The 16,771-nt window shown below is 44.6% G+C and carries 11 protein-coding genes and 6 tRNA genes; 13 read left to right on the forward strand and 4 right to left on the reverse strand.

The window, feature by feature from the left end:
- Together GWI56_RS21290 and GWI56_RS21295 are read right to left on the reverse strand one after the other, a co-directional pair.
- Window positions 1-74, reverse strand: a tRNA-Met gene (locus GWI56_RS21290).
- A gap of 41 nt (window positions 75-115) precedes the next feature.
- Window positions 116-192, reverse strand: a tRNA-Met gene (locus tag GWI56_RS21295).
- Window positions 193-449: 257 nt separating this feature from the next.
- Here GWI56_RS21295 and rlmKL point away from each other — a divergent pair.
- The 5 genes from rlmKL to rmf all read left to right on the forward strand — a co-directional run bounded on the left by rlmKL (window position 450) and on the right by rmf (window position 6,978).
- Window positions 450-2,579, forward strand: coding sequence for a bifunctional 23S rRNA (guanine(2069)-N(7))-methyltransferase RlmK/23S rRNA (guanine(2445)-N(2))-methyltransferase RlmL (gene rlmKL, locus GWI56_RS21300; protein ID WP_198574001.1), 2,130 nt, complete (start codon window positions 450-452; stop codon window positions 2,577-2,579).
- On the forward strand, window positions 2,572-2,826 hold the full coding sequence (locus GWI56_RS21305) for a glutaredoxin family protein (protein WP_168827464.1): 255 nt from the start codon (window positions 2,572-2,574) through the stop codon (window positions 2,824-2,826). The genes rlmKL and GWI56_RS21305 overlap by 8 nt, the downstream gene beginning before the upstream one ends.
- 1 nt (window position 2,827) lies before the next feature.
- On the forward strand, window positions 2,828-4,753 hold the full coding sequence (locus GWI56_RS21310) for an ABC transporter ATP-binding protein (RefSeq protein WP_198574002.1): 1,926 nt from the start codon (window positions 2,828-2,830) through the stop codon (window positions 4,751-4,753).
- 28 nt (window positions 4,754-4,781) lie between these two features.
- Complete coding sequence (locus GWI56_RS21315; RefSeq protein WP_173497385.1) at window positions 4,782-6,614, forward strand: DUF3466 family protein; 1,833 nt, start codon at window positions 4,782-4,784, stop codon at window positions 6,612-6,614.
- Between the two features lie 187 nt (window positions 6,615-6,801).
- Entirely contained in the window at window positions 6,802-6,978 is a 177-nt protein-coding gene (gene rmf, locus GWI56_RS21320; RefSeq protein ID WP_006082074.1) for a ribosome modulation factor, read from the forward strand.
- A 122-nt stretch (window positions 6,979-7,100) separates the two neighbouring features.
- Here rmf and fabA read toward each other — a convergent pair whose 3' ends face one another.
- Together fabA and GWI56_RS21330 are read right to left on the reverse strand one after the other, a co-directional pair.
- Window positions 7,101-7,616: a bifunctional 3-hydroxydecanoyl-ACP dehydratase/trans-2-decenoyl-ACP isomerase gene (fabA, locus tag GWI56_RS21325; RefSeq protein WP_198574003.1), complete on the reverse strand. Its 516-nt coding sequence runs from the start codon at window positions 7,614-7,616 to the stop codon at window positions 7,101-7,103.
- Between the two features lie 74 nt (window positions 7,617-7,690).
- Window positions 7,691-9,424 carry an AAA family ATPase gene (locus GWI56_RS21330; protein ID WP_113940941.1) on the reverse strand — a complete coding sequence of 578 codons (1,734 nt, stop codon included), beginning with the start codon at window positions 9,422-9,424 and terminating at the stop codon, window positions 7,691-7,693.
- 221 nt (window positions 9,425-9,645) lie between these two features.
- Between GWI56_RS21330 and GWI56_RS21335 the strand changes: the two genes are divergently transcribed.
- The 8 genes from GWI56_RS21335 to GWI56_RS21370 all read left to right on the forward strand — a co-directional run bounded on the left by GWI56_RS21335 (window position 9,646) and on the right by GWI56_RS21370 (window position 16,769).
- A tRNA-Ser gene (locus GWI56_RS21335) sits at window positions 9,646-9,736 on the forward strand.
- 451 nt (window positions 9,737-10,187) lie between these two features.
- Window positions 10,188-12,185 carry a methyl-accepting chemotaxis protein gene (locus tag GWI56_RS21340; protein WP_198574004.1) on the forward strand — a complete coding sequence of 666 codons (1,998 nt, stop codon included), beginning with the start codon at window positions 10,188-10,190 and terminating at the stop codon, window positions 12,183-12,185.
- Window positions 12,186-12,363: 178 nt separating this feature from the next.
- Window positions 12,364-12,454: transfer RNA gene (locus tag GWI56_RS21345), tRNA-Ser, on the forward strand.
- Window positions 12,455-12,739: 285 nt separating this feature from the next.
- Window positions 12,740-12,830 (forward strand) — tRNA-Ser (locus GWI56_RS21350).
- Window positions 12,831-13,308: 478 nt separating this feature from the next.
- Entirely contained in the window at window positions 13,309-13,953 is a 645-nt protein-coding gene (gene uvrY, locus GWI56_RS21355) for a UvrY/SirA/GacA family response regulator transcription factor (protein ID WP_006082070.1), read from the forward strand.
- A gap of 103 nt (window positions 13,954-14,056) precedes the next feature.
- On the forward strand, window positions 14,057-15,886 hold the full coding sequence (gene uvrC, locus GWI56_RS21360; RefSeq protein ID WP_198574005.1) for an excinuclease ABC subunit UvrC: 1,830 nt from the start codon (window positions 14,057-14,059) through the stop codon (window positions 15,884-15,886).
- Window positions 15,887-15,933: 47 nt separating this feature from the next.
- Window positions 15,934-16,482 carry a CDP-diacylglycerol--glycerol-3-phosphate 3-phosphatidyltransferase gene (pgsA, locus tag GWI56_RS21365; RefSeq protein ID WP_028759642.1) on the forward strand — a complete coding sequence of 183 codons (549 nt, stop codon included), beginning with the start codon at window positions 15,934-15,936 and terminating at the stop codon, window positions 16,480-16,482.
- Between the two features lie 214 nt (window positions 16,483-16,696).
- Window positions 16,697-16,769 (forward strand) — tRNA-Gly (locus GWI56_RS21370).
- Window positions 16,770-16,771: the final 2 nt, after the last annotated feature.

Here is a 16,771-nt window from a genome sequence, read left to right on the forward strand (position 1 = left end):
TTGCGGGAGCCGGATTTGAACCGACGACCTTCGGGTTATGAGCCCGACGAGCTACCATGCTGCTCCATCCCGCGTCCTATATCTATCTGTATTACTTCACTATTTTGCTTTTAAATGGTTGCGGGAGCAGGATTTGAACCTACGACCTTCGGGTTATGAGCCCGACGAGCTACCATGCTGCTCCATCCCGCGTCCGTCTTCAAAGCGGGGCAGACTATAACGGCAGCGCCTTGGCATTGCAAGGACGAAGATCGAAAAAGGTGGTGAACGCTTAAATATAAAGCGGAGTGGGGGGCTTTCATACAATTTAAACATAAGTTAGGGATTTTTCGTTGATTATCTTAGGTCGAGGATGAGACTAAATGGGGTTTCGACTAATAACTGTTTATCTTTTATGTATTCGAGCAGGTATAATGTCGCTTTGATTTTGACTGCGTACTGATTATCCCATGCTTAATTTTTTTGCCGCCGCCCCTAAGGGCTTTGAATATAGCTTAGCCCAAGAGCTGATAGAATTTGGTGCGACTGAAGTAAAAGAGAGTGTTGCTGGTGTGTATTTCACTGCCCCCTTAGCTTTAGCGTATCGGATTACTTTATGGACACGCTTAGCCAGCCGTATCGTGTTGGTTATCTATAAAGGCAGCTGCGAGTCGGCAGAGCAACTTTATAATGCCGCCTATTGTGTCGATTGGCCGGCGCATTTTTCCAATAAAAGTACTTTTAGTATCGATTTTCATGGTACGGGTGGTTTTATCAATAATACCCAGTTCGGCGCACTCAAGATTAAAGACGCGGTTGTGGATAGATTCCGGGACGATGACGTTGAGCGCCCCAATGTGTCACGCGTCGATGCTGACTTTAAAGTTGATGCCCATTTTCGTAATGGCGTAATCACGATTGCGATGAACTTCTCTGGTCCATCATTGCATCAACGTGGCTATCGTTCTACTACTGGTGAAGCACCTCTGAAGGAAAACTTAGCCGCCAACATGTTAGTACGCAGTGGCTGGCAAGCAGCGCCTTTGACCTTGCTCGATCCTTTCTGTGGTAGCGGTACTGTGTTGATTGAAGCGGCTTTGATGGCGGCCGATATTGCCCCGGGCTTACAGCGTAGCCGTTTTGGGTTTGAACATTGGCGTCGTCATGATAAAGCTGTGTGGCAAGAAATCGTTGAAGAAGCAAAAGCGCGTGCCTCATTGGGCGTGAAACGTTGCGAGATTAAATTCTACGGCTCAGATATCGATTCGCGCTTAGTCGCGTTAGCCAAACGTAACGCCGAAAATGCCGGTGTACTCGAGTTAATTGAGTTTCAAGTTGCAGATGCGTTGATGATAACGCCGCCTGCAGAAAGTGGCTATTTGATCACTAACCCACCTTATGGTGAACGTTTAGGCAATGTGTCTGAGTTATTGCAGCTTTACTATCAGCTAGGCGACAAGTTTAAGAAAGAGTTTGGCGGCTGGAAAGTGGCCATGCTGTGTAGTGATATCGAGCTGGTATCATCACTTAAGCTTAAAGCCGACAAACAGATGAAGATGTTCAACGGTGCCCTAGAATGTGCCTTTAACATTTATACCTTGCATGCGACCAGTACGCGCCGTGATACGCCAGTGCTGCCAGACGGCGTCGACATTGCCGATATCGCCCCTGCATTTGCTAACCGCATTAAGAAAAATGCCAAGTTATTAGAGAAATGGGCCAAGAAAGAAGGCATCGACAGCTATCGTATTTATGATGCCGACATTCCTGAATATAACGTCGCAGTAGATAAATACTTAGATTACGTGATTATTCAAGAATATATGGCGCCAGCAACTATACCTGAAGCCGTAACCAAGCGTCGTTTAAGCGATGTTTTGTTAGCACTGCCGTCGGCCATTGGTATCAATCCGAATAAGATGATCATGAAGACGCGTGAGCGTCAAAAGGGCACGAGTCAGTATCAAAAGCTGGATGAGCGTAAGTTAGAGCTTATCACTACCGAATATGGCGCTAAGTTCAAACTGAACTTAACCGGTTATTTGGATACAGGTTTATTCCTCGATCACAGATTGACACGCCGTTTAGTCGGTCAAAAATCTAAGGGACGCCGGGTACTTAACCTGTTCTCTTACACAGGTTCTGCTTCTGTGCATGCGGCGCTTGGTGGGGCTAAATCGGTGACGACGGTGGATATGTCAAATACCTATATTGCTTGGGCGAAGGACAACTTTGCACTCAATGGACTGCAAGGTAAGCAGTATGAGTTTGTTCAATCTGACTGCATGCAGTGGATCCGTGATTGCCGTGAAAAGTACGATCTGATTTTTATCGATCCGCCGACCTTCTCAAATTCTAAGCGTATGGAAGATTCATTCGATGTGCAGAGAGACCATGTGAACTTACTGGCATCCTTAGTGAAACTGCTCAGCCCAACAGGCGAGCTAGTGTTCTCTAATAATAAACGTAAGTTTAAGATGGACATAGAGGCACTGACAAAGATGAACATTAATGTGAAGAACATTGATGACGTGACTTTGCCTATGGACTACAAACGTAATCCACATATCCATAATACCTGGCTTATCACCCATGCCTGAGTTGACTCAAGCAGAATTAGATAACAGGCATTATCTGCTATATCACACAGAGGGATGTCATCTGTGTGAACTGGCCGCGGCCTTACTGGACGCGGCTGACATTGGCTATCGGGCCATAGATATTTGTGACGATGAATACCTCGCGCAGCGTTATGGCGTATCGATCCCTGTGCTTAAAGCTTGGGATGGTAGAGAATTACATTGGCCATTTAACGCAACGCAATTACAAGAGTTTACAGGAGCTTAGTTTGAGTCTGGTTCGTATCAATAGTGGCTCTTTAGCCTATGGTTACACTCCGTTGTTACAAAAAGCGGATTTTACTATTCAACGCGGTGAGCGCGTGTGTATTGTTGGCCGTAATGGTGCTGGCAAGTCGAGTTTATTAAAAGTGTTATCTGGTGATGTACTGCTGGATGAAGGCGAATTCAACATCGCTGGTAATGTGACCGTTAGCCGTCTACAACAAGATCCGCCAAAGGCTGAGCAAGGCACGGTATACGCTTATATTGCTGCGGGATTAAAGGAAGTGGGCGAGGCGCTTGAGCGTTATCATCAACTGTCCCACGATGTGGCCCATGCCGATCCTGAGCAAATGGATCGTATGCTGAATGAAATGCAAGGTCTGCAAGAAACCTTAGACCACTATAATGGATGGCAGCTAGATTCTCGTATCCAACAAAACTGCGAATTATTAGGACTCGATCCTGACAAATCCTTGAGCGAGTTATCGGGTGGTTGGCAGCGTAAAGTGGCGTTAGCCAGGGCACTGGTGAGTGAGCCAGATCTGTTGTTACTTGATGAACCGACCAACCATTTAGACATAGACACTATCGAGTGGCTTGAAAAGTTTTTACTCGATTATCAAGGCGCTATCGTCTTTATCAGCCACGATAGGGGCTTTATTGCCCGTATGGCGACGCGGATTGTCGATTTAGACCGTGGTGTGGTGACCTCATGGCCGGGCAACTATCAAATGTATCTTGATGGTAAGCAAGAATGGCTGCGCGTCGAAGCCGAGAAAAATGCCTTGTTTGACAAGCGTCTCGCCGATGAAGAAGTGTGGATCCGTCAAGGCGTTAAAGCCAGACGTACCCGTAACGAAGGTCGAGTTCGCGCACTTAAGGCGTTACGTGAAGAGCGAAGTGAACGTCTGAATCGTCAAGGCAATGCTAAAATGGCAGTATCGGATACTGAACGTTCTGGTAAGTTAGTCTTTGATGTGACCGATCTTAACTTCAATCTGCCCGATAAAAATCTGGTTAAAAACTTTAATACGACGGTTATCCGCGGTGACCGTATTGCGCTGATTGGGCCAAACGGTTGTGGTAAATCAACCTTGATCAAGCTGTTAATCGAGAAGCTGCAACCGCAATCGGGCGAAATTAAAGTCGGTACTAAGCTCGAAATCGCTTATTTCGACCAATATCGTGAAGCGTTAGATCCTGAGCAAACCGTTGAAGATAACGTTGGTGAAGGTAAAAAGACCATCACGATTAATGGTCAAGACCGCCACATTTTAAGTTATTTGCAGGACTTCTTGTTCTCGCCTATGCGTGCCAGAACGCCAGTGAAAGCGCTGTCGGGTGGTGAGAAGAACCGTTTGTTATTGGCTAAGTTATTAATTCGCCCTGCAAACTTAATCATTCTCGATGAGCCAACTAACGATCTTGATATTGAGACCTTAGAATTGCTAGAGTCGTTGCTCACTGAATACCAAGGTACGTTGTTGCTAGTGAGCCATGATAGGGCATTTATCGACAATACTGTGACCAGTAGCTGGTGGTATGCGGGTAATGGCCATTGGAGCGAGTATGTAGGTGGTTATCAAGATGCCGTGAACCAAGGGGCAAAGTTTTATTCTGAGGAACCTAGTTCGCAAAAGGCGGTCGAAGCTCCTGCGGTTGAAACGAAACCCGTTGAAGTTAAAACTGCAGAACCTGTGAAAGCGGTAAAAAAACTGTCGTATAAGCTACAGCGTGAGTTAGAGTCGCTACCTAATGTGATGGAGCAATTGGAGGCAGAAATTCTCGCATTGCAGACAACTATTGGACATTCAGACTTTTATAGTCAGGCGCAGGATAAAGTCAATCAGGTATTGAGTCTGTTGGCTGATAAAGAAAAGCAATTGGAAGTTTGCTTCGAGCGTTGGGAAGAGCTTGAGTCACTGAAGTAAACCAATAATAAAAATGGGAATAGAATTAATGAAGTCAAAGTTGGATAAAGCCCTTTCCTTGGTTGCCTTAGGTGTCCTTGGTGTATTAAACAGTGCCCATGCTGCACCTGTCTATGAAATCGTTAATATCGATAATTATGACCTGCAGGGCACGCTTGAAGGCACTCGTAACGGTTATGCTTTAGGTGTAAATGCTAGTGGTGAATTAGTCGGTATTTCAAAGGGTAAGAAAAAACTCAGCAGTTCAGATGTCGAAGGCGGCGTGATTGATGTTGCCGACGGTATCGCACCAGAAGAAACCATTACTTATTCTATTACCGCTGCCATTGTTGCAAATAACTTTGCTTTTATTGCTGCAGAAAATGGTGCAGCTGGGGCTTGGTTACCGACATTCGACAGCATTAATGGTACTACACCGCCAAATGATACTGCTGTGATTAACTCTGTTGATACCTTTTATTACGGTATTAATGATGCCGGTATTAAAGTGGGCAGCATGACTGCGCCTGAAAAGAAAACAGAGAACACTGCAACTACTGATGTTACCGATGATTATTGGTATTACCGCGATTATGAGTTCCGCGGTGTTGTAAAAGTGGGTAGCACTGAAATTCCATTAGTTCCTCCCTACACGCAATTTGTTAATGCTGATAAGACTAAAACCGCAGAGTTAGGTGGATGGTCTGCTGCTACAGCCATTAATAATAATAACTTAGTGGCTGGTTATGCCAGTACTGCTATCAGTAAATATGGTAGTGATCGTGTTAATTATTGTTTAGGCTCGGATAATACTTTGCCGTTGGATGTTTGTGTACAACGTGAGCAATATCCGAACTCTACGGGTACGCGTAACATTCAGTACCAGACGCGTGCCTATGTATGGCAAATCGACAATAATATCGCTACGGGAATTGAGTTGCCTTTAGGGTTAACGCCTAAAGCTGATAACACCTTAACCTTTACTGCTCAGGCTCTCGGCGTGAATGATAACGGCGTGGTTGTTGGTCGTTCGCACGTTTATCGTAACAACAATACAGATAAGTTGCACCAAGATGCGGCTTATTGGGCTAAGGATGCCGAAGGTAATTATAAATACCACTGGATCCCAATGGGCGAATCGATTTCAAGTTCCATTGCCTATGACATCAATGATAGTGGTATTCTTGTCGGTAGTTATCGTAGCTATATTCAAGGTTATTTGCGCGACAAGTTTTTCTATTTTGATACTAATACTCCCGATGTTGGCTATGTAACCCCTAATGATTTTGCCTCAACGGCAACGGATCTTTCGAGTAAACCCAAGGATATTAACAATAAAGGTCAAGTAGTTGGTTACGTTGAAACGACTTACGATAAAGAGAAGCCACGCCCCAAAGCGGGTTTCCTGTATGAGAAGTCGACGGGTGAGTTTAGCAATATCAATAAATTGCTGACCTGCGAGTCTAAGGGTTATGAAAAATCAAACGACGGTAGCTGGGCACGTCATCAGGTCGAAGTTCAGGATGGCTCGGGTAAAATTCTTCAATATAACGCTGATATTTTAGTGGTTGAAGGCACGAGTATCAATGAAGATGGCACTATCGTAGGTACGGCTTTTATTCGTAAACCTTCTTATCAATTTGATAAAGATGGCAACATAGTTATTGGTGAAAATGGCTTACCGCTATTTGAGCTGAGTGGTAGTGGCGAGCCTGTAACGGCTTATGTTCCACGTATGGTTGTACTTAAACCGGCTACCAGTGGTGAAGCTTGTACTGTTGAAGATAGCACCGATACCGGTAATTTTGAGCGTTCTGGTGCGGCAACGTTAGCTTGGTTATTTGCCTTGCCATTGGTGTGGTTCCGTCGTCGAATTCGTTAAGTTTTAAGCTTCAATTCAGACTAAAAAAATCGAGGCGAAATGCCTCGATTTTTTTTCGCTAGGATCTCAATAGTTTAATAAATAGTCAGTATAATAGCCGATTTTTTGATTGATCTTGGCGTCAAAAAGCACTATTTCTATGGGTGAAGCTTTTGCTTCTATTTTATGTAGAACAGAGGACGCTTGCATGAAAAGACAAAAACGAGATCGTTTAGACAGAGCTTTTTCAAAAGGATTCCAAGCTGGGGTTGGTGGACGCTCTAAGGAGCTCTGTCCATATGCAAATCTTGATTCGCGATCGCAGTGGTTAGGCGGTTGGCGTGAAGGTGTGGATGGCCGAGTTAATGGGCTATTTAATAAATAATTGAGTTTTACTCATTAATTAAATAGCCCAGAACAAGCAAAGTAATGCAGCATATTGCCCTCAGATGAGGGCATTTTTATATCTGTAGTACTGATATCTTCAGTGTATTGGAGTAAGACTGATCAGAATGTAGACGTATCGCTAAAGACACCGACTTTAAGATCGGTTGCACTGTAGATTTGACGGCCATCAACTTCAAGGATTGCATCGGCAATACCCATCACCAGTTTACGGTGAATAGTACGTTTAATATTGAGTTTATAAGTGACTTTCTTAGCGCCTGGTAATACTTGACCCGTAAACTTCACTTCACCTACACCCAGAGCACGTCCTTTGCCTTCCGCGCCTTCCCAGCCTAAATAGAAGCCAACGAGTTGCCACATGGCATCTAGCCCTAAACAACCAGGCATTACCGGGTCGGTAATAAAGTGGCAGTCAAAAAACCATAAGTCTGGATTAATATCGAGTTCAGCGACAATTTCACCTTTGCCAAACTCACCGCCATTATCATTGATAGTAACGATTCTATCTATCATCAGCATGTTATCGACAGGCAGACGAGGTGAGTTTGGACTAAATAATTTCCCATGGCCACAGGCGATGAGTTCTTCTTTATTGAAACTGTTTGCTTTGTTCATTGTTTTACTACTCCAGCAATAAGAGCCGCCAAGATTAGCGAACACGTGTAAGCTAAACAACTCCGATCAGCTAATTAGCGGCGAAAAAATCCCAATTTTGCGAGTAATCTCGTGATTATGCCGATTTCCTCCTCGCCATTTCCTGCGAGCTTGTCTAATCGTTCCTGTACAAGGCCGTATAATGAATCATGTGGAAAATCATTATCTTCATCGGCTACACCCGCAGGCATTTGCATTAATAGCTCAACAGCTTGGTCCATATGCTCGATTGCATAGAGGTGAAATAAGCCTTTGCCTACAGCTGTAATCACTTTGGGATTGAGGTTAAGCTGTAACACGTTCGACTTGGGCATAATAACGCCTTGTTCTCCCGTGAGACCACGACGTTCACACAGATTAAAAAAGCCTTCAATTTTCTCGTTGATGCCACCAATCGCTTGCACATTACCAAATTGATCCAATGCACCAGTTATTGCCAGTGACTGAATAATGGGTTGTTCAGCAATCGCTGACATCAAACAGCAGTATTCGGCGAGTGATGCGCTATCACCATCAATTTCTTGATAGGATTGCTCGAAAACGATATTGGCATTTAGGTGTAATGGTGCATCTCGCCCAAAGATACGGTACAAGCAGGCAGAAAGGATCATCATTCCTTTGGCATGTATATTGCCACCAAGTTCAGATTTTCTTTCGATATCGGCGACTTCACCATCACCATAGTGAACAGATGCCGTGATCCGCGCAGGCTCACCATAACTGTAATCGATGGCATCAATGACAGTTAAACCATTGATCTGACCAACCATAGCACCCGAAGTTGGCAGATTTATGAAGTTGTCATCGAAGCTTTGACCTGAATATTCTTCCGAGCTGTTATGACGATAGTTGGCTTGGGCTAACGCGAGCTCAATACTGCTCGCATTGATACTCGGTTTACCACAATAGGCTTTAGCTTGTACCATCAGTTGGGCAAACTCGAGCATAGACAAACTGAGGCGGCGCTGATGTTCGGTTAACCGTGCACTATAACGAAAAAGTGGCGCTAGGCTTGATTGTTCTAGAGTGACCTCGACACTTTGTGCAACCGCTTGCAACCATGCGACGTATTGTGACTCTGTATAACGGACCAAGTCGATTTCGCTAGCGAGTTCTGCTAGTAGGGTGAAGTGACGTTGAAATTGCCAATCCTCAGTTCTGACTTGGCTATAAATCATTCCTGCACCGATAAGGACAATTTTACAATTGAGCGGGATAGGACTTAAGTTATTGCTAATCTGATACGCTTTATGGGTTAGGATTTGCATCACTAATTCCCATAAACCTTCACGTTTCCAAAGTGACTCGGCGCAAATGAATACATAATGACATTCGGCCAGAGCACCAGCTTGATACTGGCTTGTTGTTCCTGTTTGTGCCATACGGCCAATGAGGTCTACACGGCGAATATTACCACTGAGGTAGCGATAGCGAGTCGTTTTTTCGGCAATACTGACCTGATTTTCCTGTGGTTTCTCTGATTGCCACTGAAATGTTGCCGCTTTGTCAGTCGGGCGTGTTGCCACTAAATAAGCTGGAGATAACGGCGCTAGGCTATCAATACAGGCTTGGATCATTAATTGGCGGTCAATGCTCGGGAAATCAGCTAGATACAAGTGCTGATCGACAATAGCTTGGTGGAGTTTAAACGCATCCACAGCACGCTCTTGTCCTAAGAGTAATGCGCTTAGATTGTCAGCCGTTTCGGGAAGGGTTGGCAGGCTAAATTCAGGTGCGAGTGAAGACGTGGGTATCAAGAGTGAATTCATATAAGCATTTACCGTGAAAAGTTGCAGTGATTTTACCATACCAAGACGACAAGTCTCTCACTGTATAGGTGTTTTTACCTCTGTTTACTCGATTATTCCTTGAAATTGGGCATGTATTTGTTGTAAAAAACATCGGGGTGAACATAAGTTGAGCATTTGACTCGATATTTAAAAATTGAGGTTTACAAGTTAGCGGTATACTTATATTATTTTCGGCGTTCGGAGGGGTGGCAGAGTGGTTTAATGCACCGGTCTTGAAAACCGGCGTGGGTTTATAGCCCACCCAGGGTTCAAATCCCTGCTCCTCCGCCATATTTACGAGAAAGGCCATCAGTAATGATGGCCTTTTTTGTTTGTGCAATTTGAACCAAGGTTCCTCATTCTAAGTTCAGCTCCTCCGCCATATTTAGTCAAAATGCTGCTAAGCAATTAGCGGCTTTTTGCATTTGTGCTATTTCCGCTCTTAGGTTTTGCCCCTAAACGTGGCGTCAGTGCCATGCTTTAGGGAAAGACTATCTGTCATGATTGTTCATTGTGTTAACCCTAGATTCTTCATTCTGATATCAGTGACTGCTACTGATTAATGGGCTTTTTTATCCGCGCTTCTCGTTTATGGTCTACACTAAGTTTGTGGCCAAGTTAATGGTTTTTATGGCCTTTAAAATTTGCACTAGGATGGTGCGACGTATGATTCTCGACAGTCTTGGACCATACGGCCGAACAATTCTCCCATCTGGGTGACTTATTTTAAGTAGAGAAAGCTATGTTGTTACCTACACGTATTTCGCAGCGGCTCACAATGGGCAGCGTAGTGTTGCTTCTACTGACCGGGCTCGCGGTTTTTGGTGTGATGTCACTTCGAGGGCAGCCTCGAGTGGTGGCGGCGAGTCAAGAGTTAATTGAGCAAACCGGTAGCAGTATAGTGAGGCAACTCGCCCTTAAGTTGGCAAGCATTGAGGGGATTACTTTAAGCCTTGCACACCTCGCCGAAGTGTTGCCCCACGAGCAAGCTCTTTATCTTAATTCTTTACCTAATCTAATTGATAACAATGGCGATCTCACTATTGCTGGCGGTGGGATCTGGCCTGAGCCAGATAAATTCGTTGCTGGGAGTGTCCGCCACAGTTTTTTCTGGGCCCGTGGTAGCGATAATCTACTGGCTTATTCGGATGACTATAATGCGCCATCTGGCCCTGGGTATCATAATGATCCTTGGTATACGGGCGCGCGGACTAGCTCAGTATCTCAATGTTTATGGTCAGAGGCTTATCAAGATCCGGTTACAAAGGTGGCTATGGTGACATGTAGTGTGCCATATCGTCTCACGGGGACATTTGCTGGGGTCGCAACGATAGATTTAAAACTTGATGATTTAGCCAAATTTTTAACAGAACATGGCAATGTAACTGACGGTTATGCTTTCGCTTTAGACCAAGCGGGTAATATCTTACATTTTCCTGAAACGAATAAGTCCGACACTATGTTACGTTTTACGGATCTCGTCGGGCAGTTACCTTGGCTCTCCCCCGTTGAAGCTGCACTTAAGCAAACCTCAATCAACAAAGTGGTGTCTGTAAGCTTAAATAAGGATGGCAGACTTAATCAGGCGAGTGAGGTGAGTCTTTTTGTGATGCCTGATACCGGATGGGTTATTGGCCTTGTGACGCCTAAGACGCGAGTCACAGGGCTTGCCCGTGAGCTGACCTTTGATATTTTGTTGTTTTTATTGCCCTTGCTCGCCATTTTACTTTATTTGGCTTGGTTGTCGGGTAAAAAACTGTTGGCGCAACTTGAGGAAACCACAGATCAAATTGCTTCCCTTGGGAGCGGTAATTTGGGCGCCAATGTCGAGCTGCAAATTCAGCGGGATGATGAGATTGGCGCTTTGCGCCGAGCCGTAAACACCTATGCAGGGACGTTAAGGGCAATGTTAGATCTGATCACTCAAGAAGCGAAGAAAATTCAATTTGAGGCAACGCAATTAAGTGGACTTAGCCGTAAGTTAGCTCAGCGCGCAGAGCAACAGCGGCTGGAGAGTGCACAATTAGCCGCTGCGATAACGCAAATGTCTTCAAGCGCTATGGAAGTTGCGAATAATACCAATGATTGTGCTGCAACTGCGCAATCGTCTTTGATTGTAGTGCGAGAAGGGCAAACCCGTGTTGCAGCCAGCAATACTTCCATCGAGGCATTATCAGGAGAAATTGCCAACGCAACTAAGGTGATATCCCAATTGGCCCAAGACAGTCAAAAGGTGGGCGCTGTATTAGATGTGATTAAGGCGATTTCTGAGCAGACTAATTTGCTCGCTCTCAATGCGGCAATTGAGGCGGCTAGAGCGGGCGATCAGGGCCGCGGTTTTGCAGTCGTTGCTGATGAAGTTCGAACCCTTGCGGGGCGTACTCAAGATTCGGCCAACGAAATTAGTACCATGATTAACGCTTTGCAATCGGCTTCGCGGCTCGCTGTGCAAGCAATGCAAGCAGGGGAGTCCCGCACTGTCCATGCGGTTGCGGAGGCTGAGGGCGCTGCCAATTCTCTATCGAGTACCGTACAAAGTTTCGATGATATTTCACAGCGTGCCCAACAAATCGCGTTAGCTGCTCAGCAGCAAAGCCAAGTCACTCAAGAAATTAATGAGTTGGCGGTGCGAATAAATAGCATCAGTGAAGATAACTCTCTCGATGCAACGGCGCTTGATGTGTTAAGCCTTGAGATGCAGAAACTATCTGACCGTTTAATCAATATCAATCGAGCTTAGTCTTAATATAGTGTGAAGTGTGCCACCTTAAAATGGCGCTTCAACTGACAAGGGTGTCAAAGATAAGTTGAATAACGCGATATTTTTAAGCGGATTGGATGTAGATTGACCATGTAGATTGCTTCTTTAAATTAAGGGTTTACAGCAGAGTAGTTGATAGCTATTATCTCGCTCGTTCGGAGGGGTGGCAGAGTGGTTTAATGCACCGGTCTTGAAAACCGGCGTGGGTTTATAGCTCACCCAGGGTTCAAATCCCTGCTCCTCCGCCATATTTAGTCAAAATACCGCTAAGCAATTAGCGGCATTTTGCATTCATACCGTTTGAGCCCTTAGGTTCCTGATTTGAAGCGCAGCTTCTGTGCCATATTTACGGGAAAGGCTATCAGCAATGATGGCCTTTTTTGTTTGTGCAATTTTTATTTCAGTTTTCTCATCCTAAGCACTTTGTTGTTCACGGCTTTCGATTTAAGTGAATATGAAATAGTCAATCAACACTATTAACCATAAATTTAAGTTTACAGTGGCGACAGAGATAGCTATTATCTCGCTCGTTCGGAGGGGTGGCAGAGTGGTTTAATGCACCGGTCTTGAAAACCGGCGTGGGTTTATAGCCCACCCAGGGTTCAAATCCCTGCTCCTCCGCCATATTTTACAAAAAAGGCCATGTTTATTCATGGCCTTTTTTGTGTGTGAAATTTGAACTAGGGTTCTCCATTCTAAGCGCAGCTCCTACGCCTTTTTGCATTTAAGCTATTTAAAAACCTTAGGTTCCTGATTCTAAGCGTATCTCTTCTGCTATTTTCACGTGAAAGGCTATCAGTAATGATGGCCTTTTGTTTTTCTTGAACTGAAAAATTGCCTATATTTGCTGGATATTTTGATATCGATTTAACAGGGATTTTAGGCTGGTCATTCTGGGGTTATTGCTTCGTTTTTAAACGCTTTTTATTGGTATGCTATTCTGGAATCCTTCCTTTAAATATCATCTAGTTAACAATGTTGAATTTATGCTTTGCGAAATGGGGTTGTTGGGCTAAATTAGCCCTATGAACTCGTTATCCGTTTGCCATGTTGCTTTGTTTAACACACGGATCGAGCTGTAAATTGTAAAAGGTGGGTTAAGTTGATTTCGATATATTTGGTTGACGATCATGAGCTTGTGAGAACTGGGATCCGCCGCATCTTGGAAGATGAACGTGGGATCAAAGTCGTGGGCGAAGCCCCTGATGGTGAGACTGCGGTGCAGTGGGCTCGCCAAAATGAAGCGGATGTGATCTTAATGGATATGAATATGCCTGGGATGGGCGGATTGGAAGCCACTCGAAAAATTTTACGATATCAACCCCATGCAAAAATTATTGTATTAACTGTACACACGGAAGATCCTTTCCCAAGTAAGGTGATGCAAGCTGGTGCTTCGGGCTATTTAACAAAAGGAGCGACGCCGCCGGAAGTACTGCAAGCGATACGTCAGGTCTCTCGCGGACAACGTTATTTGTCCCCAGAAATTGCCCAACAGATGGCGCTGAGTCAGTTTAATCCTGCCGATGAAAACCCGTTTAAGTCTTTGTCCGAGCGCGAGTTACAGATCATGTTGATGATCACCAATGGCGAGAAGGTTAACGATATTTCTGAGCAACTGAACTTAAGTCCTAAAACCGTTAACAGTTACCGTTATCGTTTATTTGCTAAGCTGGGGATCAGTGGTGATGTCGAACTAACGCGGTTAGCTATTCGCTATAAGATGTTGGATGCTGGCCATTTTTAATGGAAAGTGGATTGCGTTGGTCGATGACTTTAATCTAGCGAGTTCTTGGGTTATATGTTCCTATGTTGTTTGTGTTAAGTCTCCAAAACTGTGGGTGTGAATGATGTCTAATGAATTTAACGCCCAAAGTTTCTTACGTACTGTTTCATCCTCCGCTGGGGTTTATCGCATGTATGACGTCAAAAATGACGTCATTTATGTGGGTAAAGCCAAAGATCTTAAAAAACGGCTCAGCTCGTATTTTCGTAAAAACCTCGGTAATGTTAAGACCCAAGCCTTAGTTTCACATATTCACCATATTGATGTGACGCTGACCCACAGTGAAACAGATGCTCTGTTGCTTGAGAATGATTACATCAAGCAATACATGCCAAAATACAATGTGTTGTTGCGTGATGACAAATCTTACCCTTACATCTTATTAAGCCAGCATGAGCACCCAAGGCTTGCCTATCATCGTGGTCCGCAGCGGGAAAAAGGCCACTATTTTGGTCCTTATCCCAATGGCGGTGCTGTGCGTGAAAGCCTGCATTTGATGCAGAAGCTGTTTCCTATTCGTCAATGTGACGATCTTTACTACAAATCACGCTCACGCCCCTGTTTGCAATATCAACTGTCTCGCTGTAGCGCGCCCTGCGTGGGCAAAGTCAGTAACGCTGATTATGATGAGCAAGTAAAATTAGCTAGCCTGTTTTTAAAGGGGAAAGATCAGCAAGTGATCAGCGCCTTGGTTGATAAAATGGAACTTGCGGCCGAGCAGCAAGCCTATGAACAGGCTGCACGATTTCGCGATCAGATCATGGCACTGCGTAAAGTTGCCGAGCAACAGGAAGTCTCTAATAATAAAGGCGATATGGATGTTATTGGAGTGCATTATGCGTCGGGCATCGCCTGTTTCCACCTGCTATTTATCCGCGAAGGTAAAATTTTTGGCAGTCGTAGTTATTATCCTTCAGTACCAGCCCAAACTGATATGGATGAGGTGCTACGCTCCTTTATCCTACAGTTTTATTTAAATGCAGATATTCAACGCACGATTCCAAAAGAAGTGGTGATTAGCCATAATTTTGAAGAATTACATGAACTTGAAGCGGCGATTTCAGAGGCGCTAGATAAAAAGTTTTCGATTAAGACCAATGTTCGCGCCGACAGGGCGAGCTTCTTACGTTTAGCCGTGACCAATGCGACGAATGCAGTGGTTACGCGCCTGTCCCATAAGAACACCGTCGAACAGCGTTTTGTGTTACTCGAAGAAATCTTAGAGTTGAGTGGGCCTATCCAGCGAATGGAATGTTTCGATATCAGTCATACCATGGGAGAGAGCACCGTTGCCTCCTGTGTGGTGTTTAATCGAGAAGGGCCGCATAAAGGCGAGTATCGTCGTTATAATATTGATGGTATTACACTGGGTGATGATTATGCGGCAATGAAGCAAGCGGTAAGTCGCCGTTTCGATAAGATTGAGGCAGGCGGTAAAATCCCTGACATTCTGTTTATCGATGGTGGACTCGGGCAGTTGCGTATTGCCCAAAAGATAGTAGATGAAAAGTTTGTCCATTTAGATAAAGCACCGCAGCTTATTGGGGTGGCGAAAGGTGAGGGCCGTAAACCTGGGCTTGAAACCTTGATCCTAGGGGATACCGAAACCAGCTTTTCCCTCGAAGGGGATTCGCCAGCACTACACCTTATCCAACATATTCGTGATGAATCCCATCGATTTGCAATCACTGGCCACCGTAACCGTCGCCAGAAAACCCGTAATACTTCAACACTGGAATCTATTCCTGGTATTGGTCCTAAACGTCGTAAAGCTTTGTTACAGCATTTAGGAGGCTTGCAGGAAGTGAAAGGGGCAAGTGTGGCGGAATTAGTCAAAGTACCAGGGATCAGCATAGAAATGGCACAAACCATTCATGATGCATTGCGAGGGTGATAAAATTAAGGCAAGATTGGCGCTGCTTTTGACTAACTGGTTTGATCATGCCGTTTAACTTACCTATAGCATTAACTCTTTTCAGGCTTTTTTTACTGCCCATTTTTGTGGTGCTGTTTTATTTACCCTATGACTGGACCCCTTTTGTTGCCGCATTTACCTTTTGGCTCGCGGCGTTAACGGATGCATTAGATGGTTATGCTGCCCGTAAATTGAAACAATTAACTCGTTTTGGCGCTTTTCTTGACCCAGTCGCTGATAAGTTGATGGTGATTACAGCTTTAGTTTTGTTGGTCGATCAATACGCGAATATCTGGCTGACATTGCCCGCCCTGTTTATGATTGGTCGTGAGATTGTCATTTCAGCGTTGAGGGAATGGATGGCTGAAATTGGTAAACGTGGTACTGTCGCCGTTTCTTGGATTGGTAAATATAAGACGGCTGCGCAAATGGTGGCAATTATTGGGCTGATTTGGCAATACAATCCTTTAATGACTAATGCCGCATTTGTACTGTTATATATCGCCGCTGTATTAACGTTTTGGTCAATGATGAGTTACATTTTAGCCGCTTGGAAAGATCTTACCGCTGAATAGTGCAATAAAAAATCAAAGAGATTATTTAGTGTGCAAGCAGTAAGTTATCGATAAAACAGCGGTTGACACTGGGTGGTAAATCGGTAGAATGCCACCCCGTAGACAAGAGGCAATGTGCGAACAAAGTCTTAACGTTACCCAATATTGATGTTTGATATTAGCTAGGTAATAAAGTGAAATGCTTTGTTTATCTGAGTTAATAGTAAAACAAGATGCGACATTAGCTCAGTTGGTAGAGCGATACCTTGCCAAGGTATAGGTCATCGGTTCGAACCCGATATGTCGCTCC

Origin of the sequence: Shewanella sp. DW31, assembly GCF_015767295.1 — a bacterium.
Classification (GTDB): domain Bacteria; phylum Pseudomonadota; class Gammaproteobacteria; order Enterobacterales; family Shewanellaceae; genus Shewanella; species Shewanella oncorhynchi.